This window comes from Silicimonas algicola (assembly GCF_003148765.1).
Classification (GTDB): Bacteria; Pseudomonadota; Alphaproteobacteria; order Rhodobacterales; family Rhodobacteraceae; genus Silicimonas; species Silicimonas algicola.
In genome coordinates this window covers 558,040-583,130 of sequence record NZ_QGGV01000001.1, presented here as the reverse complement: position 1 = coordinate 583,130, position 25,091 = coordinate 558,040, and the positions used below count along the sequence as shown (strand labels likewise).

Annotated in this window: 19 protein-coding genes and 1 tRNA gene; 9 read left to right on the top strand and 11 right to left on the bottom strand. The window is 66.2% G+C overall.

Annotated features, from left to right (window positions below):
- Positions 1-8: 8 nt before the first annotated feature.
- On the top strand, positions 9-1,151 hold the full coding sequence (locus C8D95_RS02990; RefSeq protein ID WP_206508423.1) for a M23 family metallopeptidase: 1,143 nt from the start codon (positions 9-11) through the stop codon (positions 1,149-1,151).
- A gap of 55 nt (positions 1,152-1,206) precedes the next feature.
- On the opposite strand, the gene efp is transcribed toward C8D95_RS02990, so the two are convergent.
- Positions 1,207-1,770 (bottom strand): elongation factor P, encoded by a 564-nt coding sequence (gene efp, locus C8D95_RS02985; RefSeq protein ID WP_109757629.1) that lies wholly within the window; start codon positions 1,768-1,770, stop codon positions 1,207-1,209.
- A gap of 218 nt (positions 1,771-1,988) precedes the next feature.
- Between efp and C8D95_RS02980 the strand changes: the two genes are divergently transcribed.
- Together C8D95_RS02980 and C8D95_RS02975 are read left to right on the top strand one after the other, a co-directional pair.
- Positions 1,989-2,327, top strand: coding sequence for a DUF6280 family protein (locus C8D95_RS02980; protein ID WP_109757628.1), 339 nt, complete (start codon positions 1,989-1,991; stop codon positions 2,325-2,327).
- A gap of 111 nt (positions 2,328-2,438) precedes the next feature.
- Positions 2,439-3,683 (top strand): aminopeptidase, encoded by a 1,245-nt coding sequence (locus tag C8D95_RS02975; RefSeq protein ID WP_109757627.1) that lies wholly within the window; start codon positions 2,439-2,441, stop codon positions 3,681-3,683.
- Positions 3,684-3,761: 78 nt separating this feature from the next.
- On the opposite strand, the gene C8D95_RS02970 is transcribed toward C8D95_RS02975, so the two are convergent.
- Entirely contained in the window at positions 3,762-6,104 is a 2,343-nt protein-coding gene (locus tag C8D95_RS02970; protein WP_109757626.1) for an ATP-dependent helicase, read from the bottom strand.
- Positions 6,105-6,218: 114 nt separating this feature from the next.
- The gene (locus C8D95_RS02965) at positions 6,219-6,881 is read right to left on the bottom strand and encodes a VPLPA-CTERM sorting domain-containing protein (RefSeq protein ID WP_109757625.1); all 663 of its coding nucleotides are present in this window, start codon (positions 6,879-6,881) and stop codon (positions 6,219-6,221) included.
- A 173-nt stretch (positions 6,882-7,054) separates the two neighbouring features.
- Here C8D95_RS02965 and C8D95_RS02960 point away from each other — a divergent pair, with 173 nt between their 5' ends.
- The 4 genes from C8D95_RS02960 to C8D95_RS02945 all read left to right on the top strand — a co-directional run bounded on the left by C8D95_RS02960 (position 7,055) and on the right by C8D95_RS02945 (position 12,565).
- Positions 7,055-8,221 (top strand): alpha-hydroxy acid oxidase, encoded by a 1,167-nt coding sequence (locus tag C8D95_RS02960; protein WP_109757624.1) that lies wholly within the window; start codon positions 7,055-7,057, stop codon positions 8,219-8,221.
- 79 nt (positions 8,222-8,300) lie between these two features.
- The gene (locus C8D95_RS02955; RefSeq protein WP_109757623.1) at positions 8,301-11,741 is read left to right on the top strand and encodes a pyruvate carboxylase; all 3,441 of its coding nucleotides are present in this window, start codon (positions 8,301-8,303) and stop codon (positions 11,739-11,741) included.
- Positions 11,742-11,865: 124 nt separating this feature from the next.
- Entirely contained in the window at positions 11,866-12,414 is a 549-nt protein-coding gene (locus C8D95_RS02950) for a DUF2314 domain-containing protein (RefSeq protein WP_170121466.1), read from the top strand.
- Between the two features lie 76 nt (positions 12,415-12,490).
- A tRNA-Gly gene (locus C8D95_RS02945) sits at positions 12,491-12,565 on the top strand.
- 185 nt (positions 12,566-12,750) lie between these two features.
- Here C8D95_RS02945 and C8D95_RS02940 read toward each other — a convergent pair.
- Positions 12,751-13,074, bottom strand: coding sequence for a hypothetical protein (locus tag C8D95_RS02940; protein ID WP_146202977.1), 324 nt, complete (start codon positions 13,072-13,074; stop codon positions 12,751-12,753).
- Between the two features lie 3 nt (positions 13,075-13,077).
- On the opposite strand from C8D95_RS02940, the gene C8D95_RS21670 reads away from it, so the two are divergent.
- A complete protein-coding gene (locus C8D95_RS21670) occupies positions 13,078-13,434 on the top strand; it encodes a hypothetical protein (protein ID WP_146202976.1) in 357 nt (118 codons plus the stop codon).
- Here the strand turns inward: C8D95_RS21670 and C8D95_RS02935 are convergent.
- Positions 13,395-15,056: a winged helix-turn-helix domain-containing tetratricopeptide repeat protein gene (locus C8D95_RS02935; protein ID WP_164721565.1), complete on the bottom strand. Its 1,662-nt coding sequence runs from the start codon at positions 15,054-15,056 to the stop codon at positions 13,395-13,397. The genes C8D95_RS21670 and C8D95_RS02935 overlap by 40 nt on opposite strands.
- 173 nt (positions 15,057-15,229) lie before the next feature.
- On the opposite strand from C8D95_RS02935, the gene C8D95_RS02930 reads away from it, so the two are divergent.
- The gene (locus C8D95_RS02930) at positions 15,230-15,826 is read left to right on the top strand and encodes a cupin domain-containing protein (RefSeq protein ID WP_109757619.1); all 597 of its coding nucleotides are present in this window, start codon (positions 15,230-15,232) and stop codon (positions 15,824-15,826) included.
- A 337-nt stretch (positions 15,827-16,163) separates the two neighbouring features.
- On the opposite strand, the gene C8D95_RS02925 is transcribed toward C8D95_RS02930, so the two are convergent.
- The 6 genes from C8D95_RS02925 to C8D95_RS02900 form a co-directional block, all read right to left on the bottom strand.
- Positions 16,164-16,379 carry a hypothetical protein gene (locus C8D95_RS02925; RefSeq protein ID WP_126918490.1) on the bottom strand — a complete coding sequence of 72 codons (216 nt, stop codon included), beginning with the start codon at positions 16,377-16,379 and terminating at the stop codon, positions 16,164-16,166.
- Between the two features lie 248 nt (positions 16,380-16,627).
- Positions 16,628-20,632 carry an AMP-binding protein gene (locus C8D95_RS02920; protein WP_109757617.1) on the bottom strand — a complete coding sequence of 1,335 codons (4,005 nt, stop codon included), beginning with the start codon at positions 20,630-20,632 and terminating at the stop codon, positions 16,628-16,630.
- A 168-nt stretch (positions 20,633-20,800) separates the two neighbouring features.
- Positions 20,801-21,463: a dienelactone hydrolase family protein gene (locus C8D95_RS02915; RefSeq protein WP_109757962.1), complete on the bottom strand. Its 663-nt coding sequence runs from the start codon at positions 21,461-21,463 to the stop codon at positions 20,801-20,803.
- Between the two features lie 40 nt (positions 21,464-21,503).
- Positions 21,504-22,559, bottom strand: a complete 1,056-nt coding sequence (locus C8D95_RS02910; protein ID WP_109757616.1) for a DUF1513 domain-containing protein — start codon at positions 22,557-22,559, stop codon at positions 21,504-21,506.
- A gap of 1 nt (position 22,560) precedes the next feature.
- On the bottom strand, positions 22,561-23,535 hold the full coding sequence (locus C8D95_RS02905; RefSeq protein ID WP_109757615.1) for an imelysin family protein: 975 nt from the start codon (positions 23,533-23,535) through the stop codon (positions 22,561-22,563).
- Positions 23,535-25,079, bottom strand: coding sequence for a di-heme oxidoreductase family protein (locus tag C8D95_RS02900; RefSeq protein WP_420902655.1), 1,545 nt, complete (start codon positions 25,077-25,079; stop codon positions 23,535-23,537). The genes C8D95_RS02905 and C8D95_RS02900 overlap by 1 nt, the downstream gene beginning before the upstream one ends.
- Positions 25,080-25,091 lie beyond the last annotated feature (12 nt).

The window sequence follows — 25,091 nt, the reverse complement described above, 5'->3', positions numbered from 1 at the left end:
GCGAGCATATGACCAAAATGGCTTTCCCGGTGCGGCTGACCGTTCTGGCGGTCGGCGCCCTGGCGCTGACGGCCTGCGACAATGCCGGAAACTTCGACTTCGATCTCAGGGGCAACGCCGGGGTTCTCGATACTTCGGACGCGGTGCAGAACGTCACCGGCGAAAGGCCGGCTCCCGACGCACGCGGCGTGGTCTCCTATCCGGGCTACCAGGTCGCCGTGGCGCGACGCGGCGACACGGTCGAAAGCGTGGCGGCGAGGGTCGGCCTGCCAGCCGCCGAGATCGCAAGCTACAACGCCCTTCCACAGGGCGTGACCTTGCGGGACGGCGAGATCGTGGCGCTTCCGCGCCGGGTCAGCGAACCGGCGGCGGGCGGACCCGGAAGCCTCGATGTCACCACCATCGCCGGCAGCGCCATCGACCGCGCCGAAGGTCAGGCCGGGCTGCCGGCTGGGGTGGCAGGCGGTCAACCGACACGGCACCAGGTCGCGCCGGGAGAGACAGCCTTCTCGATCGCGCGTCTCTACGACGTCCCGGTCGCCTCGCTGGCCGAGTGGAACGGGCTCGGCCCCGACCTCGCGCTCCGCGTCGGCCAGTACGTCCTGATCCCGACCCGAACCGCCTCGATCGACACCATCGAGGTGGCCTCGGTCGCGACACCGGGCGTCGGGTCACCGACCCCGCTCCCCCCTTCGGCCGCACAGCCCCTGCCGAAAGAAGATGCGCGCCCCGTCGCGGCCGCCGCCGCTCCCGCTCCGGTCCGGACGCCGGTCGCCACCCAGCAAACCGTCGCCTCCGACACCTCGCGGCTGCGGATGCCCGTGCAGGGCAGGATCATCCGGCCCTTCGAGAAGGGCAAGAACGAGGGCATCGGCATCTCGGCCGCGGCCGGCGCCAACGTGGTCGCCGCCGATGGCGGAACGGTCGCCGCGATCACGCGCGACACCGACCAGGTGCCGATCCTTGTCCTTCGGCACGAGAACAACCTCCTGACGGTCTATGCCGGGGTGGACGACATCGCGGTGAAGAAAGGCGACACGGTTCAGCGCGGGCAGAAGATCGCCGTCGTTCGCGGGGCCAACCCGCCGTTCCTGCACTTCGAGGTGCGCGAGGGTTTCGAAAGCGTCGATCCCGATCCCTACCTGAAGTGACAAAAAAGGGCCGGGAAGGCGTCCCTTCCCGGCCCTTCGTTACGATCCGGTCGGCTCAGGCGCGCTCGGAATATTCCATCGTCTCGGTGTTCACGATGATCTTCTCGCCTTCGCCGACGAAGGGGGGGATCATCACGCGCACACCGTTGTCCAGCATCGCCGGCTTGAAGCTGTTCGCCGCCGTCTGGCCCTTCACCACAGGCTCGGTCTCGGTCACCGTGCAGGTCACCTTCTGGGGCAACTGCGCCGAAAGGGCCTCGGCGTCATAGTATTCGACCACCACCGTCATCCCGTCTTGAAGAAACGGCCGCCGCTCGCCCAGGATGTCGGCCGGGATTTCGACCTGCTCGTAGGTGTCGGTGTCCATGAACACCAGCATCCCGTCCGATTCGTAGAGAAATTGCTGGTCCTTCTGCTCGAGCCGGACCCGCTCGACCTTGTCGGCCGAACGGAACCGCTCGTTCAGCTTTGTGCCCGTGCGGATGTTCTTCATCTCGACCTGGGCGAAGGCGCCGCCTTTGCCTGGCTTGACGTGATCGACCTTCACGGCAACCCAGAGGCCGCCCTGATGCTCGAGGATGTTGCTCGGGCGGATCTCGTTCCCGTTGATCTTTGGCATGAAGTGAACCGATGTTTTTGTTGATTCAGTGGTCCGAGACCCTATATTCCAGCGTCAGTGGGGCTGCAAGCGGCCCAAAATCCCACCCGAGGAAGGCTGGCCATGCGCTGGACGCATAGCAGTCATTCCGAAATAGACAAACAAATGCTGTCGTGAAACCGTCATAAGGGGCGGCACGCCAGTCAGATGCGGTAAGAGCAACAAAAATAGGACACAGCATGGCAGATTTTGTGGACGGCACGGCTTTTAATCACGAGCAGGGCAACCGGGCGCGGAAACTCTTCGCTGCCGTTGTGCTTGCCGCTCTCGACGATGCCATCGCCGATGACAAGAAATATGGTAACGGTCCCGACCAGATCGCCCGCTGGGCGCGGTCGCGGGATGGGCGCGAAGTGTTGTCCTGTGCCGGGATCGACCCGAACGAGCGCGTCGTCAAGGGCCTGATGGAATTCGTGGGCAAGGGTGTCCGCACGTCCGTCGCGCTGTCGCGCGAAGAAAGCGAGCGTCGCCACGCAGCCGAGGCCGCCGCGGCCGAGGAAGCTCGTCGCGCCGCCTGACGCATCCGTTGCGTTATTCAGATCACGCGCCCTTCGGGGCGCGTTTTTTGTTTGGCCTTTCGTCCAGAAGCGGTCGCGCTTAAGTCAGTCGGACAGCCCGAAAGGACCGCCATGACCGACACCGCCCTCCCCTTCGACACCGCGTCCCTCGACCGTCTCGCACAGGTCGTGGTCCGCACCGGCCTGAACCTCCAGCCCGGGCAGGACCTCGTGGTCACCGCCTCGGCGGAAGCCCTTCCCCTGGTGCGCCGCGTGACGGCCGAAGCCTACAAGGCGGGTGCCGGGCTCGTCACGGCGCTCCTGTCCGACGAAGAGATCACGCGGGCGCGCTATCGCCACGGCCACGACGACACCTTCGACCGTGCCCCGTCCTGGCTCTACGAGGGCATGGCCAAGGCCTACGGCAACAACGCCGCGCGTCTCGCCATCGTCGCCGACAACCCGATGGCGCTGTCCGACATGGACGCAGGCAAGGTCGCGCGTGCCTCGAAGGCGAACTCCGTCGCCTACAAGCCCGCCCTCGAGAAGATCTCGGGCTTCGACATCAACTGGAACATCTCCGCCTATCCCGGTCGGGCCTGGGCGCAACTCGTCTTCCCCGACCTCGACGCCGATGCGGCGCAGGCGAGGCTGGCCGAGGCGATCTTCGCCGCCTCGCGCGTCGACCGCGACGATCCAGCCGGCGCCTGGGTCGCGCACAACGCCGAACTCGCCGCGCGCCGCGACTGGCTCAACGGCCAGGCCTTCCACGCGCTGCATTTCCGCTCCTCGGGAACCGACCTGACGGTCGGTCTCGGCGACCGGCACATCTGGATGGGCGGGGCCTCCGAAGCGAAAAACGGCGTCGTCTGCAACCCCAACATCCCGACGGAAGAGGTCTTCACGACCCCGCACAAGGACCGCGTCGACGGCACGGTCCGCGCCTCCAAGCCGCTCGCCCACCAGGGCACCCTGATCGAAGGCATCGAGGTGCGCTTCGAAGCCGGTCGCATCGTCGAGGCGAAGGCCACGCGGGGCGAGGAGGTCTTCCTCAAGCTCATCGACACCGACGAGGGTGCGCGGCGCCTGGGCGAGGTCGCGCTCGTGCCCTACGCCTCGCCGATCTCGGAGTCGGGCGTGCTGTTCTACAACACGCTCTTCGACGAGAACGCAGCCAGCCACATAGCACTCGGCCAGTGCTACAAGGACTGCCTCGGAGGCACCAAGGGACTGTCGGACGACGAGGTCGCGGCGCTCGGCGGAAACTCCAGCCTCATCCACGTCGATTGGATGATCGGCGCGCCGGACACCGACATCGACGGCATCACGGTGGCGGGCGAAAGGGTGCCGGTCTTCCGGGGCGGAAACTGGGCGTAAACCTCGGCAAGGGAGGTCTGGCCGCCCCATGACGTGCCATACGCTTTGCCGACAGGATGCCGACGCTCTGCCGACCTCTCAGAACGGCACGTCGCCCGCCGCTTCGGCCGCCGTCACGAAGCGGGCTACGACCTTCTTGAAGCCCGCCTTGTCGAACGAGATGTCCAGCTTGTCGCCCTCGATGGCGATGACCTCGCCATAGCCGAACTTCTGGTGGAAGACGCGGTCGCCCTCGACGAAGGAGGACAGGGCCGTGGCGTCGATGACCATGTCCCGCGCCTCGCGCGGCTGCGCCATGCCACGGGTCTGCGACCGGCTCTGCAGCCGCTTCCAGCCCGGAGAATTATAGACGTCCGCACGGCTGGCGCGGTTCACGAGATCCGATTCCACCTGCTGCTGGCCGCCGTAAAGTCCGGGCGGCGTCAGCACTTCGATATGCTCGGGCGGCAGCTCGTCGATGAAGCGCGAGGGCAGCGACGAGTTCCACTGGCCGAACACCAGCCGGTTGCCCGCGAAGCTGACCGTCGCCAGTTCCTCGGCGCGCGTCAGCCCGACATAGGCCAGCCGCCGCTCCTCCTCGAGCCCCTTCACGCCGCTTTCGTCCATCGACCGCTGCGACGGAAAAAGCCCGTCCTCCCACCCCGGCAGGAAGACGACGGGAAACTCCAACCCCTTGGCGGCATGAAGCGTCATGATCGACACCTTGTCCTCGGATTCCTCCGAGCTGTTGTCCATGATGAGGGCGACGTGCTCGAGGAACCCTTGCAGATTCTCGAACTGCTCCAAGGCCTTGACCAGCTCCTTGAGATTCTCGAGACGGCCCGGTGCCTCGGGCGTCTTGTCGTTCTGCCACATCTCGGTGTAGCCCGACTCCTCGAGGATCTGCTGCGCCAGCTCGACGTGGTTCTGCCGCGCGTCCAGCGCGCGGCCGTGCCAGCGCCCGATGCCGCCCAGAAGCGCCTTCAGCTCCGCCGCGCCCTTGCCGGTCAGCCCGCCCTCGTCCAGCAGGATCTTCGCCCCCTCGACCAGCGACACGCCATTGTCCCGCGCCGCGCGCTGCATCTTTTGCTGCGCCTTGTCGCCGAGGCCCCGCTTCGGCGTGTTGACGATCCGCTCGAACGCCAGGTCGTCGTCGGGGCTGACGGAGACGCGAAAATAGGCCATCGCGTCCCGGATCTCGAGCCGCTCGTAGAAGCGCGGTCCGCCGATGACGCGGTAGGGCAGACCGATGGTCAGGAAGCGGTCCTCGAAGGCCCGCATCTGGTGCGAGGCGCGCACGAGGATGGCCATGTCGTTCAGCGCGAACGGCCGCATCCCGCGTGTGCCCTGCTGCGCCGACTCGATCTCCTCGCCGATCCAGCGAGCCTCTTCCTCGCCGTCCCAATGGCCGATCAGGCGCACCTTTTCGCCCTCGGTCGCGTCGGTGAAAAGCGTCTTGCCCAGACGGTCCCGGTTCGCCGCGATCACGCCCGATGCAGCGGCCAGGATATGCGGCGTCGAGCGATAGTTCTGCTCCAGCCGCACGACCTTGGCGCCGGGAAAATCCTTTTCGAACCGCAGGATGTTGCCCACCTCGGCGCCGCGCCAGCCGTAGATCGACTGGTCGTCGTCGCCCACGCAGCAGATGTTGCGGTGCCTCTGCGCGAGAAGCCGCAGCCAGAGATACTGCGCGACGTTGGTGTCCTGGTACTCGTCGACGAGGATGAACCGAAACCAGCGCTGATACTGCGCGAGGACGTCCTCGTGGGTCTGGAAGATCGTCACGACGTGCAGGAGAAGGTCGCCGAAATCCACGGCGTTCAGCGTCTTCAGCCGATCCTGATAAGCCGCGTAAAGCTCGACGCCGCGATGGTTGAAGGCCGAGCCCTCTGCCGCAGGCACCTTGTCCGGGGTCCACGCTCGGTTTTTCCAGTTGTCGATCAGATGCGCCAGCTGCCGTGCGGGCCAGCGTTTCTCGTCGATGTCGGCGGCGACGACGAGCTGCTTCAGAAGCCGCACCTGGTCATCGGTGTCGAGGATGGTGAAATTGGTCTTCAGTCCGACCAGTTCGGCATGGCGGCGAAGGAGCTTGACGCAGATCGAGTGAAAGGTGCCCATCCAGGGCATCCCTTCGACCGTCTGGCCCAGAAGGCGCGCCACGCGCTCCTTCATCTCGCGCGCGGCCTTGTTGGTGAAGGTCACGGCAAGAATCTCGTTCGGTCTCGCGCGCCCCGTGTTCAGCAGATGCGCGATCCGCGTCGTCAGCGCCTTCGTCTTGCCTGTGCCCGCGCCTGCAAGCATCAGAACCGGCCCGTCCAGCGCCTCGACCGCCTCGCGCTGTGCGGGGTTCAGGTCGTCGAGATACGGCACACCGCGCGCCGCCAGCGCTTGCTGCGACAACGGCATCCGGTCCGGGAAGTCAGATTCCTCGCCCCAAGTCATCCCCCGAACATAGCCCGAGACCGAAAGAGGTTAAAGAGACGTTTCCTGTTTGTTCCGCCTTTTCGCCGATGCCGCTTCGAAAGCGTTCAGGTGGGGGCCGGTGTCCTGCGTAGCCTATCGTCGCCTTGCGACCGCAGGCAGGGCGAGCAGACCCGCAATAAGCATCCAGCCAGCGGCCGGCAAGGGCACCTCGGGCATGTCTTCGTCCGAGAACGCGACAGTCGTCTGCCCCGTGGCGATCCGGTCGTTTTCCTCGTCCACCAGCACGATCTCGTGCCGGAAGAAACCGCTCGCACCGGGGGCCGACAGCGCCGCCACGACATCGCCGACGGTGACCGGCGCGGCGACGAGAGGTGCGCCGTAGTCGACGCGGAAGCTGTGATAGCCGTCCGGCACCGTGATGGGGAACGAGCCTATATCGACATATGAGGTGTCGCCGTGGGTCGTGAACTGCAGATAGTCGGCCGTCGCAGTGAAGCTCGACAGGAAATCGACAAAGACCGCCTCGCCCGAGAAATATCCAGGAACGGACACGCTTGCCGTGAATACACCCGAGATCGGGCCGGGGTCGAACAGCGGCGCAAGCGGATCGCTGTCGTCGATGGACAGCGTGACGGTCCCGGGTGTGCCGACAGGCGCCACGACCGGATCGCCGGGCGAGGTGCCGCTCTGGGTCAGGCTGTCGACACTTGCGCTGTAGAGGAACGTGGCGGCGTCTGCGGTGCTGGCGCTCAGGACAATGGCGGCTGTCGCAGCGGATCGAAGGAAAATCGACATATCAACCTCTCAAAAGACAATGTCCCAGCCTAGCACGAGATGGGCCGTCCCGATATGAAGCACCGCCGCGATTTCACGCCACGACACGCTGGGCCCCAACAAGCGACGTGAAGGATGCCGCGAACGTCAGAACCCCCTTTCCCCTCCCCGCCAATTTCGCCTAACACCGCGTCATGACCCTCGACACACGCTTTCCGGCCGTTTCGGACCTTCGCGCGCGCGCCCGCCGCCGGGTTCCGCATTTCGTCTTCGAGTACCTCGACAGCGCCACGGGCGTCGAGGATCAGCACCGCCGCAACCAGGCCGCGTTCAAGCGCGTGCGGTTCTGGCCCACGGTGCTGGAAGGAGCGATGACGCATGACCTCTCGACGTCGTTCCTCGGGCGCGACTACCCCTTGCCCTTCGGCTGCGCCCCGGTCGGCATGTCCGGCATCATGTGGCCGCGCGCCGAGAAGATCCTGTCGGCCGCCTGCGCCGAGGCGGGCATCCCCTATTGCATGTCCACCGTCGCGACCGTGGTGCCCGAGCAGCTTGCCCCCACCATCGGCAACCAGGGCTGGTTCCAGCTCTACATGCCGAAGAACCCCGAGTTTCGCGGCGACATGCTGCGCCGGGCCAAGGACGCGGGCTTCCACACGCTGATCGTCACCGTGGACGTGCCGAACGACAGCCGGCGCGAGCGTCAGCGGCGCGCGAACCTGACCATCCCGCCCAAGGTCTCGCCGCGGATGCTGTGGTCGATGGCGATGCATCCGTCCTGGACCGTCGGCACCCTGAAGGAAGGCATCCCCAGCTTGAAGCTCTGCGAGGACTATGCGGCGCAGTCGGAAGACTACAGCTCGGTCGCACACGCTGGCCACGTCATCCGGGGACAGCCCGCCTGGGAGTCCATCGACGAGATCCGCGCGATCTGGGATGGCCCGATCCTGGTCAAGGGCATCCAGCGCCCGGCCGACGCCATCCGTCTTGTCGCCCAAGGCGTGGACGGGATCTGGGTTTCGAACCACACGGGCCGCCAGTTCGACGGCGGACCGGCGTCGATCGAGTGTCTGCCCGCGATCCGTGCAGCGCTTCCCGATATCCCGATCGTCTTCGACTCCGGCGTCACCGGCGGCCTCGACATCCTGCGCGCGCTGGCGCTCGGAGCGGACTTCGTGATGCTGGGGCGGGCGTTCCACTATTCGGTCGGAGCACTTGGCGAGGCGGGACCGCCGCACCTGATCCACATTCTCTCGGACGACATGAGGTCCTGCATGGCGCAAATCGGCGCCCGCGACCTGAGCGACCTGAGCGCGCGGCTTGTCGACCCCGATCCCTTCGCGACAGGTCCGACGCCCTAGACACCGCCGGCGACGGTACTTGCTCCCCGATGCTGCGCCCGCTACGAATTTGCTGCGGGTGCGAAACGGAGGCGTGACGATGGCCGAATTCAAGAAGATCCTGATCGCCAACCGGGGAGAGATCGCCATTCGCGTCATGCGCGCGGCGAATGAACTCGGGAAGCGCACCGTCGCGGTCTACGCCGAAGAGGACAAGCTGTCGCTCCACCGCTTCAAGTCGGACGAGGCCTATCAGATCGGCAAGGGCCTGGGGCCGGTGGCCGCCTACCTCTCCATAGACGAGATCATCCGCGTCGCGAAGGACTGCGGCGCCGATGCGATCCATCCGGGCTATGGCCTTCTCTCCGAGAACCCGGCCTTGGTCGCCGCCTGCGACGCCGCCGGCATCGCCTTCATCGGCCCCAAGGCCGACACGATGCGCGCCCTCGGCGACAAGGCCAGCGCGCGGAAGGTGGCGATCAAGGCGGGCGTTCCCGTCATCCCGGCGACCGAGGTCCTCGGCGACGACATGAAGGCCATCCGCAAGGAAGCCGAAGCCATCGGCTATCCGATGATGCTCAAGGCCTCCTGGGGCGGCGGCGGTCGCGGGATGCGGCCGATCCTGAAGCCCGAGGAACTGGAGGAGAAAGTCCGCGAAGGCCGACGCGAAGCCGAGGCGGCCTTCGGCAACGGCGAGGGCTATCTCGAGAAGATGATCCTCCGCGCCCGCCACGTCGAGGTTCAGATCCTGGGCGATAACCAGGGCAACATCTATCACCTCTGGGAGCGCGACTGCTCGGTCCAGCGCCGGAACCAGAAGGTCGTGGAACGCGCGCCCGCCCCCTATCTCTCGTCCGCGCAGCGCGAAAAGATCTGCGGCCTGGGCAAGAAGATCGCGGAGGCCGTCGACTACGAATGCGCCGGCACCATCGAGTTCCTGATGGACATGGACACGGGCGAGTTCTTCTTCATCGAGGTGAACCCCCGCATCCAGGTCGAGCATACTGTCACCGAGGAGGTGACGGGCATCGACATCGTCCGCGCGCAGATCCTCATCGCGGAGGGCAAGTCGCTGGTCGAAGCAACGGGCGTCGCGTCGCAGTACGACGTCCAACTCGACGGCCATGCCATCCAGTGCCGGATCACCACCGAGGATCCTTCGAACAACTTCATCCCGGACTATGGCCGCATCACCGCCTATCGCGGTGCGACCGGCATGGGCATCCGGCTCGACGGCGGCACGGCTTATTCGGGCGCGGTCATCACGCGTTACTACGACTCGCTTCTCGAGAAGGTCACCGCCTGGGCTCCCACGCCTGAGGCCGCCATTGCGCGGATGGACCGCGCCCTGCGCGAATTTCGGATCCGGGGTGTCGCGACCAACATCGCCTTCGTCGAGAACCTGCTGAAGCACCCGCAATTCCTGAACAACGAATACCACACGAAATTCATCGACCAGACGCCCGAGCTGTTCGACTTCCGCCCCCGCCGCGACCGGGCGACGCGCATCCTGAACTACATCGCCGACGTGACTATCAACGGGCACCCGGACGTCGCGGGCCGGCCCCTGCCGCGCGAAGGGCTCAAGCTTCCCGTCGCGCCCGAAATCGGCACCAAGTCGCCCGAGCCGGGTCCCAAGGCGATCCTCGACAGGGAGGGCCCCGAAGCCGTCGCGCGGTGGATGTCCGAACAAACGCGTCTTCTTGTCACCGACACCACGATGCGCGATGCGCCTCAATCGCTTCTGGCGACTCGGATGCGGTCAGTCGACATGATCAAGATCGCGCCCAACTACGCCCACGACCTGTCGCAACTTTTCAGCGTCGAATGCTGGGGCGGGGCGACCTTCGACGTGGCCTACCGCTTCCTCCAGGAGTGTCCGTGGCAGCGCCTGCGCGACCTGCGCGCGCGGATGCCGAACATGATGACGCAGATGCTTTTGCGCGGCTCGAACGGCGTCGGCTACACGAACTATCCCGACAACGTCGTGCAGTCCTTCGTGAAGCAGGCTGCAGAAACCGGCATCGACCTCTTCCGTGTCTTCGATCCGCTGAACTGGGTCGAGAACATGCGCGTCTCGATGGACGCCGTGCTCGACGCCGGCAAGCTGCTGGAGGGCGCCATCTGCTATACCGGCGACATCCACGACCCCGACCGCGCGAAGTACGACCTGAAGTACTACGTCGACATGGGAAAAGAGCTGAAGGCGGCCGGCACCCACATCCTCGGACTCAAGGACATGGGCGGCCTCGTGAAGCCTCGCGCTGCGACGGCGCTCGTCAAGGCGCTGAAGGAGGAGGTGGGCCTGCCGATCCACTTCCACACCCACGACACGGCTGGCATAGCGCTCGCCTCGATCCTCGCCGCGTCGGACGCGGGCGTGGACGCCGTCGACTGCGCGATGGACTCGCTCTCGGGCAACACGTCCCAGGCCACGATCGGAACGCTGGTCGAGGCGCTGAAGCACACCGATCGCGAAACCGGGCTCGACATCGGCGCGATCCGGCGGATCTCGAACTACTGGGAAAGCGTGCGCGACCACTACGCGGCCTTCGAGTCGGGGATGCAGTCCCCCTCCTCCGAGGTCTACCTGCACGAGATGCCGGGCGGGCAATTCACCAACCTCAAGGCACAGGCCCGCTCGATGGGGCTCGAGGACCGCTGGCACGAGGTGGCCGAGACCTATGCCGACGTGAACCGGCTCTTCGGCGACGTCATCAAGGTCACGCCCATCGCCAAGACCGTGGGCGACCTGGCGCTGATGCTCGTAAGCCAGGGCCTGTCCACGAAGGACCTGATGGAGAAGGACACCGACTTCTCCTTCCCCGACAGCGTCATCACCTTGATGGAAGGCTACGTCGGTCAGGCCCACGGCGGGTTTCCCCCGGACGTCGTCAAGAAGGTCCTGAAGGACGAAAAGCCGATAGACGTCCGTCCCGGCTCGCTCCTCAAGCCCGCCGACATGGAGGCCGAGCGCAAGGCGCTGTCCGAACGCTTCGAGATGAAGATCGATGATGAGGATCTGAACGGATACATGATGTATCCCAAGGTCTTCACCGACTATCTGGAACGTCACGCCATCTACGGCCCCGTCCGCGCGCTGCCGACGCGGACGTTCTTCTACGGCATGGAACCGGGCGAGGAAATCTCGGCCGAGATCGACGCCGGCGTCACGCTCGAAATCCGCTGCCAGGCCATCGCCGAGACCAATGCCGAGGGCGAGGCGAAGGTCTTCTTCGAGCTGAACGGCCAGCCACGCACCGTGCGCATCGCCGACCGCTCCTCCGGCAAGGCCGCCGCGCTGCGCCCCAAAGCCGAGCCCGGCAACGAGAACCACATCGGTGCGCCGATGCCCGGTGTCGTCGCCTCGGTCGCGATCCAGGCCGGCGGAGAGGTGAAGGCGGGCGACCTGATGTTGACCATCGAGGCGATGAAGATGGAAACCGGCCTTCATGCCGACCGCGACGCTCGTGTGAAGGCCATCCATGTCTCGCCGGGCGCCCAGATCGACGCGAAGGACCTATTGGTGGAACTGGAGTAGACCGCACGGCCGAGGATCGGCGACACGCGTTAACCTTTCGGTAACCGCCTGCGGCTAGACCGCAGGAATGCCCAAGTTCCGCGGTTCTCACGCCACAATCCGACGGAATGCTCCGGTCATGGACTTGAGCTGGAAACGTCGCGGCCGCCTCGCCGGCCTTGCCATCCTCGCCGCCGCTTTCGTCGCGGCCAACGCGTTGCCGGACCTCGGCGCCGCGGCCGCTCGCACAGGGGGCGCGACCGGACCGGAGACGCGGTCCTCCAGTGCCCTCGACATCACGCTCGCCCAGCTTCAGGCCCGCGCGCATCTCGACCGCTTCTTCGAAGCGGTCCTCGACGACCGCGGGATCGCGCGCAATGGCGCGGCCCTCAAGGTCGCCCTTCGCGACGAACGCACAGGCGCGGGCAGCATCGTCTGGATCACGCCCTTCGCTCGGCGCGGGGACCTCCTGATGGGAACGCTGGCAGCGGCGCCCGCCCCGGCGCTGCGCATACGCCAGGGCGACCTGGTGCGCTTTAATGCCGAGGATGTGCGCGACTGGTCCTTCACGGGCGCGGACGGGCGGATGTACGGCAACTTCACCACACGCCTCGTCCTGAACGCGATGGCGCCCGATCAGGCCGCGCGCATCGCCGCGATCCTCTCCGACAGTCCCGCCCCTGCAGATTGGTAAGCCGCCGAAAATCTGGGACCACGCCGGCTTTTTCGCTTGCAGCGCGTGCCCGGAGTTTATATCTCCCGCCACGGACGCGGGCGTAGCTCAGGGGTAGAGCATAACCTTGCCAAGGTTAGGGTCGTGAGTTCGAATCTCATCGCCCGCTCCAAATTTTCAAAGCCATACAATGGTCTAGGTTAGCCCTCCGGGGGACTTGGATCAATCGCAACACGCGTTTTCGTGTGAACGTTCACAATTGAGGTGAGTGCGTCTGCGAGGGTTCCCTGCTTGGCAAAGGTGCACGAAGCAAGCTTCGGCAGAATATGCTCTACCCCTGAGCTACGCCCCGCGTCGTCAGTAGCCGATGACGCACAGCGAGTAGTGCATGGTGATCCTTGAGTGCCCGTAAAGGGCGTCACACACCCACACTGCATTGGCATAGTCACGGCTCACTGTGTTCCTGCCACCGCTCTTGTATCGATAGCCAAGCGGAACCGCCAAGAAGAGATAGTTCAGTTCCACCATGACCAGCGCTTGGATCCGGTCGCGATACACCTCATTGCCCATCCAGGCGCGCCCAGCTTCGATCTCCAAGTCGGGGGCCCAGCCGGGATGCCACGCATCGATCTCGTACTGCAGGCTTGGTTTCGAGTTCTCACCGAAGAACACCGGCCTCATTTTATGCTGATCTGCCCGCATCCCTGCCTCGACATCGAATCCGAGAACCTGAAGATCGCTTCCCAAGTGATTTCGAACCTCGTCGCTCGTAAGGCCTTTGCTGCGGTGTTCGATTCCGACCGCTTCAAGATGACGATCGAACACATCGATGACCGCTCCAACAAACTCGGCAGGACGCTGAGTGCGTGGGATTTTGGTTTAGCGAACCCCAATGTTGGTCATGCCGCCTGTTCAATTCACGCACGCCCTGCGGGCCCCCTTAGGGGCCTGGCTCCATACGGGCTGGGCGGCTTCGGCAGTGGCATTCCGAGCCTGGCTGACTACTCGGTGATGCCGGCGAGAAGAAGTCCCTCGACGTAGTTCGCCCGGTCCTCGTTGCTTCGGAACGGGAGCGCGTTGCCCTCGTCGAACGCCGACAGATCGGGAGAAAGCGTGAGGATTTCCATGGCGAGCCAGTCTGCCTCGTCCGCAAGACCGAGATGACCGTAGGTCGCCGCCAGGGTCAGCTTGCCGAGCAGCATTTCGGGGTTCCTTGCGACCACGTCTTCCAGGATCGCGCGGGCCTCGTCGTATCGGCGCAGCTGGAACAGGATGTGTCCCTCCACCCACAGGTAGGCGAAGGTGTATCGAGGGCTGAGCCTTTTCGCGGTGCGAATGGCGGCCAGGGCCTCCTCCTTGTCGCCGCCATAGGCCAAGGTCTGCGCCAGGACTGCGTAGCCGTCGGCACTGCTCGGCTCCAACCTGATCGCTTCCCGGGCGGCGGAGATCGCCGCATCGTGGCGGTGGCGGGACAGCAAGACCACGGCCAGCGCGAACTGCGCCTGCGGCAGTCGAGGATCCAGCGCGACCGCCAGTTCTGCTTCGCTCAACGCCAAGTCCTGACGGTCAGTGTTCTCTCCCAGGCGGAACAGAATCGACGTGGCGTAGGTCAGCGCCAGGTTCGCGTGCGCTCTGGCATAGCGCGGGTCGACGTCGATGGCGCGGCGGAAATAGTCTCGGGCCTCCAGGATGCCGCTGTCCGTGAAGGTTCGCAGCGGCCGGAGACCGCGCAGCAGAAGGTCGTAGGCGTCGGAGTTGACCACTTCCCGACGTTCGAACCGCGCCTGTTCATCGTTCGTCAAACGGATCGCAAGGGATGACACCACGGCCCGGCTGACATCGTCCTGCAGATCGAAGATGCCACCGATGTCGCGGTCATAGCGGTCCGCCCAGATGCTCTGCCCGGTCGCGACTTCGACAAGGGTGGCCGTGACGCGCACCCGGCGCTTGTCTCGGCGTGTGCTGCCGGTAAGTGCATAGTCCGCGCCCAGTTGATGAGCGATCTCGACGGGTGTTCCCATGACGTCCCTCAGCGCGAAGGTCGAGGCGCTGGAGATCATGCTGAGGCCAGACACGCGCGACAGGTCCGTCGTGATATCCTCGGTCAGCCCGTCCACGAAATACTGCTGCGCCGGATCGTCATCGATATTCGAAAAGGGAAGGACAGCGATGACCGGAAGGATGGGTGCGTGATCCGGTCCGGCTCGAAAGACCGTCAGGGCGTAGCCGATGATGGCGACCAGCCCGACCAATGTTCCGAAGACGATTGCCGCCTTGAGCGGCCACCTTCGCTTCCGTCGCTGTGCGTCCCCGGACATGGTTGCGGGCAAAGTCGGCACCAGCCGGTACCCGCGACGCCGGACCGTCTGGACGCAGTCGCGGCCCTCTGGCCCAAGCGCACGACGGATGTCGCCGATACACTGGACGAGGCTGTCGTCGGTCACCGCCACATCGGACCAGATCGCGGAAACAAGGTCTTCCTTTCCGACGATATCGCCAGATCGCTGGACAAGGTAGGCGAGGACTTCGACGGACTGTCGGCGCAGATCGGTCAAGGTGCCGTCCGCCTCGCGAAGCTCGCCAGTGTCCAGATCGAACCAGTGCGCGCCGAGCCAGACGCGTTCGGGCGATTTCGTCCAGATTTCGGGTTCGTTTCGGGACACCGGGGCCCTCGTTGGGAATCCTGACATGGCTCGCACAGATCGGCGAGTCGAGACACCGGCGGGGATGCATGCCGGATTCGCAATGTGTGACACACGAAGTATCGCGGATTTCCCATGCAGGACAAAGCATCTCTCGCCGGTGTCACGGATCCATTGACCGACAGGAGGATACAATGCGCACTTTGAGAGTTGCCCTGATCACGACCGCTATCGGCGTCATCGCCGCAGGATCGGCCCTTGCCCAGAGCAAGGGAGAGTTCGTCGTCACCAAGATGGCGGAGAAAAACGTCAGCACGCTACCCGATGGAGAGCTGTACTGGCATGTCGAGAATTTCGGCAGCGTTGCCGATGCCGAGGCGGCCGCCGGCGAGTACTCTCTTGCCGCCGAATTCGACGACAAGGCGTGGCTTTTCACTCTGGCCGACCGAAAGGCGGGGGAGATGGGGGGTACGCCGGTCGCGGCGATCGGGCCGGTTCCGCGGATCGATTCAGACAGCTTCCTGCTGAGGATCAACAACGCCACCGCGCCGGTCGGCGCCAAGACGACCATCCACAGCCATCCCGGCCCCGAGGCCTTTCTCGTGCTGTCGGGGCAACTGACCCAGCACACGCCTTACGGAATGCACGTGCTGAATGCCGGGGCGAGGATGCCGGGCGTTCCGGATCAGGCGATGGAAATCCAAAGCACCGGAGACGAGGATCTGCGCGAGCTGATCATGTTCATCGTCGACCCGTCGCGCCCCTTCGCCGAGGACGCGACCCTCAACTGAGGTGCGCACCGGTCGGCGTCTCCTCCCAGGCGCCGACCATCCACTGCACCGGATATGTGAGAGAAATCCAATGTCTCAGCATCACGAAACTCTACCTCGACTACCAGCAGCTGACCGGTCAGGACCAAGGCTTCTGACGATCGTAGAGGAGGTCGTTCACACGCCAGGATGTGAACGATGCATCACCCAGCACGAGAAAATCCTAAGGGAATCAAGAAAGAGGCCGTCTTGACACTAACCTTGTGAAGGTAGCGGACAGTTGGTCGGATACTCCAGAATCCACGGAACTCACTTCGCACCCCCCCAACACCGGGGAATAGGGGGGCTTCCATCTTCATCACTGCAACTTAGAAATTTCTGCTGAAAAATCAAGGCACCGGCCCGCATCGACATCCTTTCTGTCTACCAGGGTGGTGAACTCGTGGTTCGGGGTTCGGAGGAGTATTAGGAACACCCCATCCGCTATGTGGACGTATCGATCGAACCAACGGATCTGCCCATTTATCTGGTCTTGGCAGCCCACGAGCCCAGCGATTTCGAGGTCCGCGGTCATCAGTTCCACTATCCCCATGCCGGGGACGCTTTCAGCGCGGTGGTGCCTGCTGAAGCAAAATAGCGAGGTCGCCTAGGTTTGACCTCTCTCGCGCCAAGCACCGATCTCCCTGAGTTAACCAACCGCCGTTACCTCACCTCGGTTACATCGCGGGCCATGATAGTCATGTCGGAAGGTGTAGTGCACACGTTGAGAGCGACAGGTACGAACACGCTCGATCCAGCCCGCTCCACCACACCAGCAAGACGTCAGAAAGACAGCCGTGTTCTTGCGAGCCTGTTCACTCCCAGCTGGTCCAGGATCGGTCGCATGATCCGGCCAGCGACAACGCCCGCCCAGAGGGCGATGGCCACATAGGCGACTGTCGCGACAGGGCCTACGGTCAGTTCGAGGACGAACTCCATCGGCTTGTGCGTCAGGTAGATCATCAGCGCGTTCGCCGAAATTGCGACGACGGCCAGCGACACGACCCGCGGCAACCGGACCGCAGGCAGCGCCAGCACGACCAGCAGGCCCGCGACCCAGAGATATTCGTCCCCGCCGAGCATCAGGGCCACGACCACGGCGTGCGCCGCCATGATCCCCGCGACGACCACGCCCCGACGCCAGGTGTCCGCTTGGGCGGCGAGCATCCCGATCAGGAGAAGCGGAAACAGCGTCGTCGGCCAGCGGCGAAGGACCGCGCTCGCGGACCCGAAATCGTCGAGTGTCGCGCCGGCCCAGATCACCGTCGCGACGGCCACCGCCTCGGCCGCCACGATGACCGCGAGCATCCAGCGCCAGGGGTCGCGCCTCAGCCTCTCCCTGACCGTCCTGAAGGACAGGGCCAGACCGACGACAAGGAATAACTGAAGATAGGCGTGCAGGAACCACAGCCAGATGATGTGATGCCGCGCCGTCGGATCCTCGCCCGCCGCCAGAGCCAGGAAGGGCGATAGGTTCTCGTAGAGCAGGACGGCCGACGGATCGACGTCGCGGCCAAGTGCCACCGTGTGGACGAGGTAGATGACCAGGGCCACCGGAATGAGCGGGATCGCGATCTTTGCCATCAGCGCCCAGACCCGCCCCGTCTGCCCGTCCGCCAGGATCGACGGAAGCTGCAGTCGCCCGAAGGCAAAGCCCGCAAGCGCCACCAGAAGCGTCGATCCCCCGCCGACCGCGGCCCCGTTGCCGTGTTGCGCCACGATCATGATGATGGCGAGGGTCCGCAACAGGATGAAGCTGTCGAGCCGGGCGGCCTCGAGCGGCGCGAACCTCGTGGGGCGGACGGTTTCGGGCCAGAGCCGCCCCAGGTCGGCGATCGACATCCATTCCCACCCCTGGGGAAGGCGCAGCCCGCTCCGTTCCAGATCCATCCGCGTCTCGATGGTTCCAAGACTGTCGGTGCCGAGGTCGGCGAGCGAGACGTCGCGGCGCGTCACCGCAAGCCCCGAGGTGCGGGCATACAGCGCGGCTATGGCGCATTCAGCCGGGGTCGAAGGCGCTTCGCCCCCTCTCTCAGGCGTCGGCGGCGACAGGACGTGGTGTGCCAGCGCCGCCCGGTCGATCTTGCCGTTCCTCGTCACAGGCAGGCAAGCGAGGACGTGTATGCCTTCAGGCCGCATGTAGGCCGGCATCTGGCGCGCGAGGGCCGCACGAACGGCCGGAACGACCGAGGCGTCCCGCGCCGCGACGAAGAGGTGAAGCGCGGGGCGGTCGCCGACCACCAGGCATTCCGCCGCCTCGATGCCCGCGACCTGCATCGCCACGGCGGCAATCCCGACGGGTTCGATCCGGTGGCCGTTGATCTTCACCTGCGCATCGGCGCGCCCGATGGCCGTGACACCGCGTCCGGGCAGCCAGAACCCAAGGTCTCCGGTCCGATGCGACATTCCGTCGTCCGTATTCAGCGACCGGGCGCCGACGACAGGGTCGGGAAGGTCGATGACGATTTCGCCCGACTCTCCGGGACCGACGGGCGCACCGTCCCCATCGACGATCCTGACGCCGGTCCAGGGCATGGGATGCCCGACCGGCACGCGGCGCGACCTCTCTCGGTCATCGGGCAGGAAGGCGATCAGCGCGGCCTGGGGAGTCTCGGTCGCACCGTAAAGGTTCCACTGCCGGGCGTCAGGCGCGATCCGGCGCCAGTCCCCCACAAGCGACGGCGGCAGGGTATCGCCACCCCAGAAGACGGCGCGGCATCCCTCCAGGGCGCCCGCGTCACCGGACAGGGAAAGCAGCAGCGCGGTCGCGGGCGTGACGTGCAGGACGCTGACCCCGGCCATCCGCGCCAGCGCCGCGAGAGCCTCGGGCCGGCCGATCTCGTCCTCCGAGGGGATGGTCACGCAGCCCCCGGTCGACAGCGGCAGGAAGATGTCGCGCATGATCGGATCGTGCGAAAGCCCGGCAAGCATCAGCGTCACGGGCGCGTCGATTGCGAGTTCCCGAGCCTCCCACTCCACGAAGCGCAGCAAAGACCGCGCCCGGTGCAGGATCGCTTTCGGACGCCCCGTCGTGCCCGACGTGAAAAGCGCATAGGCCGGACGGTCGCCGGACGGCAGCCTGGGCGGCGGGGCTTCGTCCGCCTCGGACGGCCGGACAAGCGTGATCTCGCTCGAACCCTCGTCCCAGACGCCGCCTGCCGGAATCATCGCTTTTGCGCCAAGCGTCGCCAGCATCTCGCTGACGCGATCCTCCGGCAGCGCCGCGTCGATCAGGGCGAAGGTGCCGCCTGCGCGGGACACGCCCAGCATCGCCGCCACTATCGTGGGTCGGCGCGTCGCATGGATGGCGACGGGACGGGTCAGGTCGACGCCCCCTGCGTGCAGGCACGCGGCCATGCGCTCGGCCTCGTGCCTCAGCGCAGCGTAGGTGACGTCGGCGTCGGAGGTCCGAAGCGCCGGCGCGTCGGGGACGCGCGCGGCAGTCTTCTCGAAGACCTCCCACAGACTCTCGGCCCCATGCCATGCCGTCTCCACCGGCGGAATGACGACGGCGCTATCCTGTCGCGCCGCCGCGAGGATCTGCCCGCAGGTGGCCTCCGGATCGCGCAGGGCCGCCCGGAAAAGCCTGTCCTGAAGGTCGAGGAAGGCGACCGCACGATCCTGCGAGAGGTGTTCCGCGTCGTAGAAGGCACGCGCGACGATCCTCTCGCCCTCTTCGGTCAGCACGAGGTTCAGGTCGTATTCCGTCCGCCGGTCCAGGAACTCGCGCGGCCCGACCGTCAGGTCGCCCGCCCGCATGGGTCGGGCCGAGGGAAACTTGTTGATCGACACGAACGGCCCTTGCTCCCGCTCGAGCAAGGTCTCCATCAGCGGCGCGGCCTCGTTCTCGACCATCCGTCCGAAGCGGCCTTTCAGATCCCGGGCATGAGCCGCGAAGGGCGTTCCCGCCTCGTGCGACAAATCGAGCGGCAAGGTATTCGAGAAGGGCCCGACCACCCCGAGCGGCGCGTCGAGAGCCTGCCGGCCCTCGGTCTGGAACCAGGTCGATACGCGCGGTGTGCCGGTGAAGGCCGCAAGCCCCAAACCATAGAGCGCGGTCAGGATGCCGAACTTGGATGTGCCGCAGGCCCTCGCGAGCTGTTTCAGCTCCGCTCCGCCCGGCGTGAAGCTGCGCTCGACGAAGTGCCCCAGGTGGCTGCCGGCTTCCTCCGACAGAACCCCGTCTTCGGGGATGCGGGCAGGATCGGGAAAGCCGTCGACAAGTGCTTCGGCGTCGCTTGCCGAGGCGCGAGGTGGGCCGAAGGAATAGTAGGACCCGACCGGCGCCAGCCTTTCGCCCGCCAGCGTCTTCAGCAATTCCTCGTTCACCGTTCCGCGCGAAAACCCGTCGGTGATGGCGTGATGCATCGCGACCGTGAAGCGCCAGTGATCGTTTCCCACGGCCACCAGAAGCCGAACCATCGAAGCCGCGTCGCCCACGTCCACGTCACGGAAGACAAGCGGCACGGCCCAGGACCTGAAGTCCTCGAACCGTCCATTGCTGCGGGTCGTCTCAAATCGAAAGCGCGGAAATGGGGCGACGCGCCCCTCGATCTCGCCATTGCGCAGGGAGAAGCTGGTCCGAAGGGCCTCGTGCCGCGCCACCACCGCGGAAAACGCCCGCTGAATGCCACCCAGGTCCGCAGGGCCCTCGACCCTGTGGCCAAGGCCGATCATGTAGGACCCCGCCCCCGACAGCTCGGCCGTGACGTAGCGGCGCTGGTTCCGCGAAACGCGGATGCGACCGGCGGCGTCGCGAGGCTCGACGGGACGGGTGTGTGAGTTCATGGTCCGTAACCCTAATGCAGCCAACTGACCGGATTTGTGACAGCATGAAGACTAAGCGCGACGCGCATGCTCAAGTGGCGGCAATGCCACAGGTCTTGCATCCTGTCACCTTCAGGACGGGCGCGCCCGTGAAACCCTTGGGACAAACGTGAAAGCGGCAAAAGTCTCTCAGCCCAGATGCCGCTCAAAGAACTCCAGCGTGCTTCTGTGCGCGGTCTGCGCAGCCTCTGCGACATAGTCCGCCGGGCGCGCCTCGTTGGCGAAAGCGTGGCCCGCGCCCGCATAGACCTGCGTCTCCATCTCCGGCCAGAAGGCCTGCACCTCCGCCAGCATCTCGGGCGGGACATGGCTGTCCTCCGCCCCGAAATGCGCAAGGACGGGGACCCTCAAAGGCGCCGTCATGTAGGTCGGAAGCCGCGTGCCGTAGAAGGCCGCCGCCGCGTCGACGTCATCGCCCTGCGCCATGCGGATCGCCAGCCCGCCGCCCCAGCAAAAGCCCATCACGCCGACCTTGCCGCCGTTCGCTCTCAGGATCGCGGCTGCCGCCGCCGCGTCTCGCAGGACGGCGTCCGGGTCGCACGCCATCATCAGCCCGCGCCCGCGTGGCGCATCGCCGAAGGGGATGACAGCGCCTCTCTCCTGCCGGTCAAACAGGGCCGGGATCGCGACCTCGTAGCCGTGGCTGGCGTACATGCGGGCGACGCCCTTCAGCTGGTCGGTAACGCCGAAAATCTCCTGAAGCACGACGATTCCCGCCTTGCGCGCGCCCCGTGCAGGTTCGATCCAGCAATCAAACTCGTGTCCGTCCGACGCGGTGATCCGGGTAAACATGGTGTTGCCCTCCTGCATTGTCCGCACAGACCCTAGCCGGTCAAACCGGCACGCGCACCATGTGGTTGTCCCAGGCGCGATCGGCCTTCGACAGCGGCGCCAGCCCAGAAGCGTCAAGTGTCAGAAGCCCTCCCAGCCCGTCGCTCAGCACCATGCCCCTGTCGCCCGGAGCGACGCCGCAGACGTCCGCGCGGTCATGCGCGTCGAGGAACACTCCATCGAGGCCGAAGCGGTGAACCCGTCCACCCCTAGGCGACGTGATGGCGACCAGCCCATCCGCAATGGCCACGCTGCCCGCGTAGCCCTTCATCAGCATGTGCTCGGCAAGCCCGACCCGCGCCAGCATCGGCGCCTCGCCCCTTCGGTGCAGCCCGAGGAGAGGGACGGGATCCGTCTCCTCGCCCTCCCACTGCATCGCGAAGGCAACCGTTTCATCCTGGTGAGCGAGGTGACGGATCGACAGGCGGTTCAGGTCGGCTGCAAGCTCGACCGTCTCGTCCACGCCGCCCGCGACGGTCGCGTAGCTCAGGTTGGGTCGCATCGTGTCGAGGTTCAGCTTCTCGCGGCCGTCCGTCAGGATGCCGCCGTTCGCGATGACCAGAACGTCGCCGGGCAAGGTGAGGATATCATGCGGCCCGACCCCGCCCGATGCGATCTCGCCGATCCTGCGATAGCCCTCGTCGCGCGACCAGAGCCCCAGCCGCCCCTCGCCCGTCGCGATGTCGTTTTCCGTGGTCACCAGAACGCGCCCGCCTTCGACGAAGGTGCCATGGCCATAGAAATGGCGGCCCTCCGGCGCGTCCAGCCGGTGGAGGACCGTCCCCAGGGAACAGTCGATGACAAGCGCGAAGGTGCCGGGCCGCCGCGCGAAAGCCACGGCCTCGGGCGCCGTGGGATGCGCCGCTGCGGCGTGTCCCCGGTCGGGAAGCGGGATGCGGAACAGGTCGCTGCCGTCGCGCGCTATGCCGAAGAGGGCGTAGGCCCCGTCCGGCTCCCGCGCCGCCGCCAGCCAGGCCGGGCTGCCCGCCGCGGCCCACCCGAAGGCCGGCAGGCTGCCAGCCGCACACAGGGCGCCCATGAAGCTGCGGCGTCTCATGTCAGTCGCCGTCCTGCGAGTTGAACCCCTGCGACACCCCGAGCGCCGCGCCGATCTCGGTCGCGGTCGCCGTCTGGATGGACGCGATCTCCTGCTGAAGCGCCTCAAGCCGGAACCGTGCCGCGGGATCGGCCACGCCCGCGAAGACCGGGTCGTCCAGCGCCTCGGCCGTCGCGATGGCACGGGCAAAAGCTGCGTCCGTTTCCGGCGCCTCGGCCAGCTCCGCCGCAAGACCGCGCAAGGCCTCGAGCGACAGCACGACGTTACGTTGAGACCGACCCGAGCGCCAGGCCTCGGCGCGCGTCGGTCGGGGCCTCTCGAAGGTGCCCATTGGCCGACCCAGCCGCTGATCCTTGGTGAACTCGAGCCCGGTCATCAGCGCCGTATAGAGCTCACGCGTGGCCTCGGCCTCGCTCATGTAGGCCGCGTTTCCCGGCTCGCCTGCGGTCCGAAGGATCTCGGCATATGCGTCCCACGCCTCCGCCAGCGCGTGCCCCGTGCGCGCAAGATCGCGGGACAAGGCCACCGCGAGGCGACAGGCATAGTCGTCGGCGTCGTAGCTTTCGCCGTAGAGCACCGCCTCAATCGCGAAGAGCCCGCGCCCGGCGACGGAGACCTGCGCGAAGGCGTCTGCATCGTCGATGACGGGATCCGCCTCCGCCACGAGCCCGGCAACCGCTTTCGGCACCATGCCGCGAGCGTCCGGCCAGAACGCGATGGAAAGGCCGCGCCCCGTCTCTTCGAGCGGCCCGAACTGGAGGTGCGCCACTCCCATCCAGGCGTCGAAGGCCGACTGGTAGGCGGGTCGAACCGCCTCCTGCGTGCAGTCGGCCTCGGCCGCCGACCGAAGCGCCGTCGTATCGGCCTGAAACGCAGCAACGGCAGGCAGGATGTGATCGTCCACCGCCTGCTCCACCCCGGCATGTCCGGCAAGGGGCGCAAGGGTCACGGCAAGGGTCAGGACAAGTCCGCGCATCAGAGCGACTCCAGGAACCGGATCAGCGCCGCCCGGTCTTCCGGCGGCATGGACACGACGGCCTCGCGCTGCGCCTCGGCCTCTCCGCCATGCCACAGCATGGCTTCGAGAAGCGACCGCGCACGCCCGTCGTGAAGGAAGTACGTGTGGCCGTTGACCTGCTCGGTCAAGCCGATGCCCCACAGAGGCGCCGTCCGCCACTCGCGCCCCGTCGCGACACCCTCGGGCCTGCCGTCGGTCAGGCCCTCGCCCATGTCGTGCAGAAGCATGTCGCTGTAGGGCCAGATCAGCTGAAAGCTCTGCGGCTCGCGATCCGGCAGGCGGTGCGTGACGAACTTGGGAACATGGCACGACGCGCAGCCGGTGTCGTAGAAGACCTCCTTGCCGCGTAGGACCTGCGGATCGTCGATGTCGCGGCGCGCGGGCACGCCTAGGTTCCGGCTGTAGAAGGTGACGAGGTCCAGACCTTCGGCATCGATCTCGGTCCCGCGCGCGTCGCCGTCGCCGTGGGGCGCACCGAGGCAGGTCTCCTGCGCCTCGGTGCAGTCCCCGCCGCCGCTGTCGAACATCGGGTTCGAGATGCCGATGTCGCCCAGGAACGCACTCGCGCCCTGCTGCTCGATGGTGGGATTGCCGGCCTTCCAGCCAAAGCGCCCCAGCATCGGTGCCTCGTGGGCGGCCGACCAGACGATCTGTGCCCTGCCCGAGACGCCGTCGCCGTCTGCGTCCATCGGATCGGCACGGGCCAGGATGTCCTCTGCCGGCACCGCCTCCAGAAGTCCCAACCCGATCATCTGAGGCGCGACGCGGGGCGAAAGCTGCACCTCCGGCGACAGGTCGCCATACCCCAACCCTTCGACGCCATAGGTCGGCCGCCGCAGCGTGGCCGTCTCGCCGCCGGACAGCGCCACCTCGACCATCTCGTAGTCCACCGTCATCTGTCCCTCGGCCGCGTGACCCGGGACGGCGAGGTCCTGAAGCTGGCCGCCGTAGGTCGGCTCAGGCCGCGTGCGCGGCGTGTCGATGCCGATGGACGCAAGGTAGGTCTCGATCTCGTCCATCGGAGCATCGCCCGCCGGCACCGACAGCCGCAGGAACATCGAGATGCGATTGTCCTCCGGTCCTTCCGGCGGATGCCCGCGCCCGTCCTTCAGGTGACAAAGCTGGCACGACCGCGCGTTGTAGACCGGCCCCAGCCCGTCCGACGCGAGCGTGGACGAGGGCGACGACACCCAGAGCTTCCGGAAAAGCCCGTTGCCGACCTTGAAGGTCAGTTCACCCTCGAAGCCGATGTTGCCCGAGGGCAGCGAGAAGGCGTCGGCGTCGTCGCGGGCGCGCACGGTCGCGGCACCGGCCGGCTTGGCCTCGAACGCCTCGGGCTGGCTGAAATCGGTTGCCGGCGCCGTCACCGCCGCGATGCGCGCGGCTTCGTCATTGGTGCGGGTCTCCGGCGTCAGGTGCAGATCGCGCAGTATGGCGATCTCCGCCGCCGGACTGGCGGCGGCGGCGAGCACCATGGCAAGGGTTGCGAAGAACGTGCGCATGAACACCGTCAA

Bases quoted from the DNA above. Each gene is read 5' to 3' on its own strand.
- C8D95_RS02990 (WP_206508423.1), top strand. From the start codon at position 9: ATGACCAAAATGGCTTTCCCGGTGCGGCTGACCGTTCTGGCGGTCGGC.
- efp (WP_109757629.1), bottom strand. From the start codon at position 1,770: ATGCCAAAGATCAACGGGAACGAGATCCGCCCGAGCAACATCCTCGAG.
- C8D95_RS02980 (WP_109757628.1), top strand. From the start codon at position 1,989: ATGGCAGATTTTGTGGACGGCACGGCTTTTAATCACGAGCAGGGCAAC.
- C8D95_RS02975 (WP_109757627.1), top strand. From the start codon at position 2,439: ATGACCGACACCGCCCTCCCCTTCGACACCGCGTCCCTCGACCGTCTC.
- C8D95_RS02970 (WP_109757626.1), bottom strand. From the start codon at position 6,104: ATGACTTGGGGCGAGGAATCTGACTTCCCGGACCGGATGCCGTTGTCG.
- C8D95_RS02965 (WP_109757625.1), bottom strand. From the start codon at position 6,881: ATGTCGATTTTCCTTCGATCCGCTGCGACAGCCGCCATTGTCCTGAGC.
- C8D95_RS02960 (WP_109757624.1), top strand. From the start codon at position 7,055: ATGACCCTCGACACACGCTTTCCGGCCGTTTCGGACCTTCGCGCGCGC.
- C8D95_RS02955 (WP_109757623.1), top strand. From the start codon at position 8,301: ATGGCCGAATTCAAGAAGATCCTGATCGCCAACCGGGGAGAGATCGCC.
- C8D95_RS02940 (WP_146202977.1), bottom strand. From the start codon at position 13,074: ATGAGGCCGGTGTTCTTCGGTGAGAACTCGAAACCAAGCCTGCAGTAC.
- C8D95_RS21670 (WP_146202976.1), top strand. From the start codon at position 13,078: ATGCTGATCTGCCCGCATCCCTGCCTCGACATCGAATCCGAGAACCTG.
- C8D95_RS02930 (WP_109757619.1), top strand. From the start codon at position 15,230: ATGCGCACTTTGAGAGTTGCCCTGATCACGACCGCTATCGGCGTCATC.
- C8D95_RS02925 (WP_126918490.1), bottom strand. From the start codon at position 16,379: ATGACCGCGGACCTCGAAATCGCTGGGCTCGTGGGCTGCCAAGACCAG.
- C8D95_RS02920 (WP_109757617.1), bottom strand. From the start codon at position 20,632: ATGAACTCACACACCCGTCCCGTCGAGCCTCGCGACGCCGCCGGTCGC.
- C8D95_RS02915 (WP_109757962.1), bottom strand. From the start codon at position 21,463: ATGTTTACCCGGATCACCGCGTCGGACGGACACGAGTTTGATTGCTGG.
- C8D95_RS02910 (WP_109757616.1), bottom strand. From the start codon at position 22,559: ATGAGACGCCGCAGCTTCATGGGCGCCCTGTGTGCGGCTGGCAGCCTG.
- C8D95_RS02905 (WP_109757615.1), bottom strand. From the start codon at position 23,535: ATGCGCGGACTTGTCCTGACCCTTGCCGTGACCCTTGCGCCCCTTGCC.
- C8D95_RS02900 (WP_420902655.1), bottom strand. From the start codon at position 25,079: ATGCGCACGTTCTTCGCAACCCTTGCCATGGTGCTCGCCGCCGCCGCC.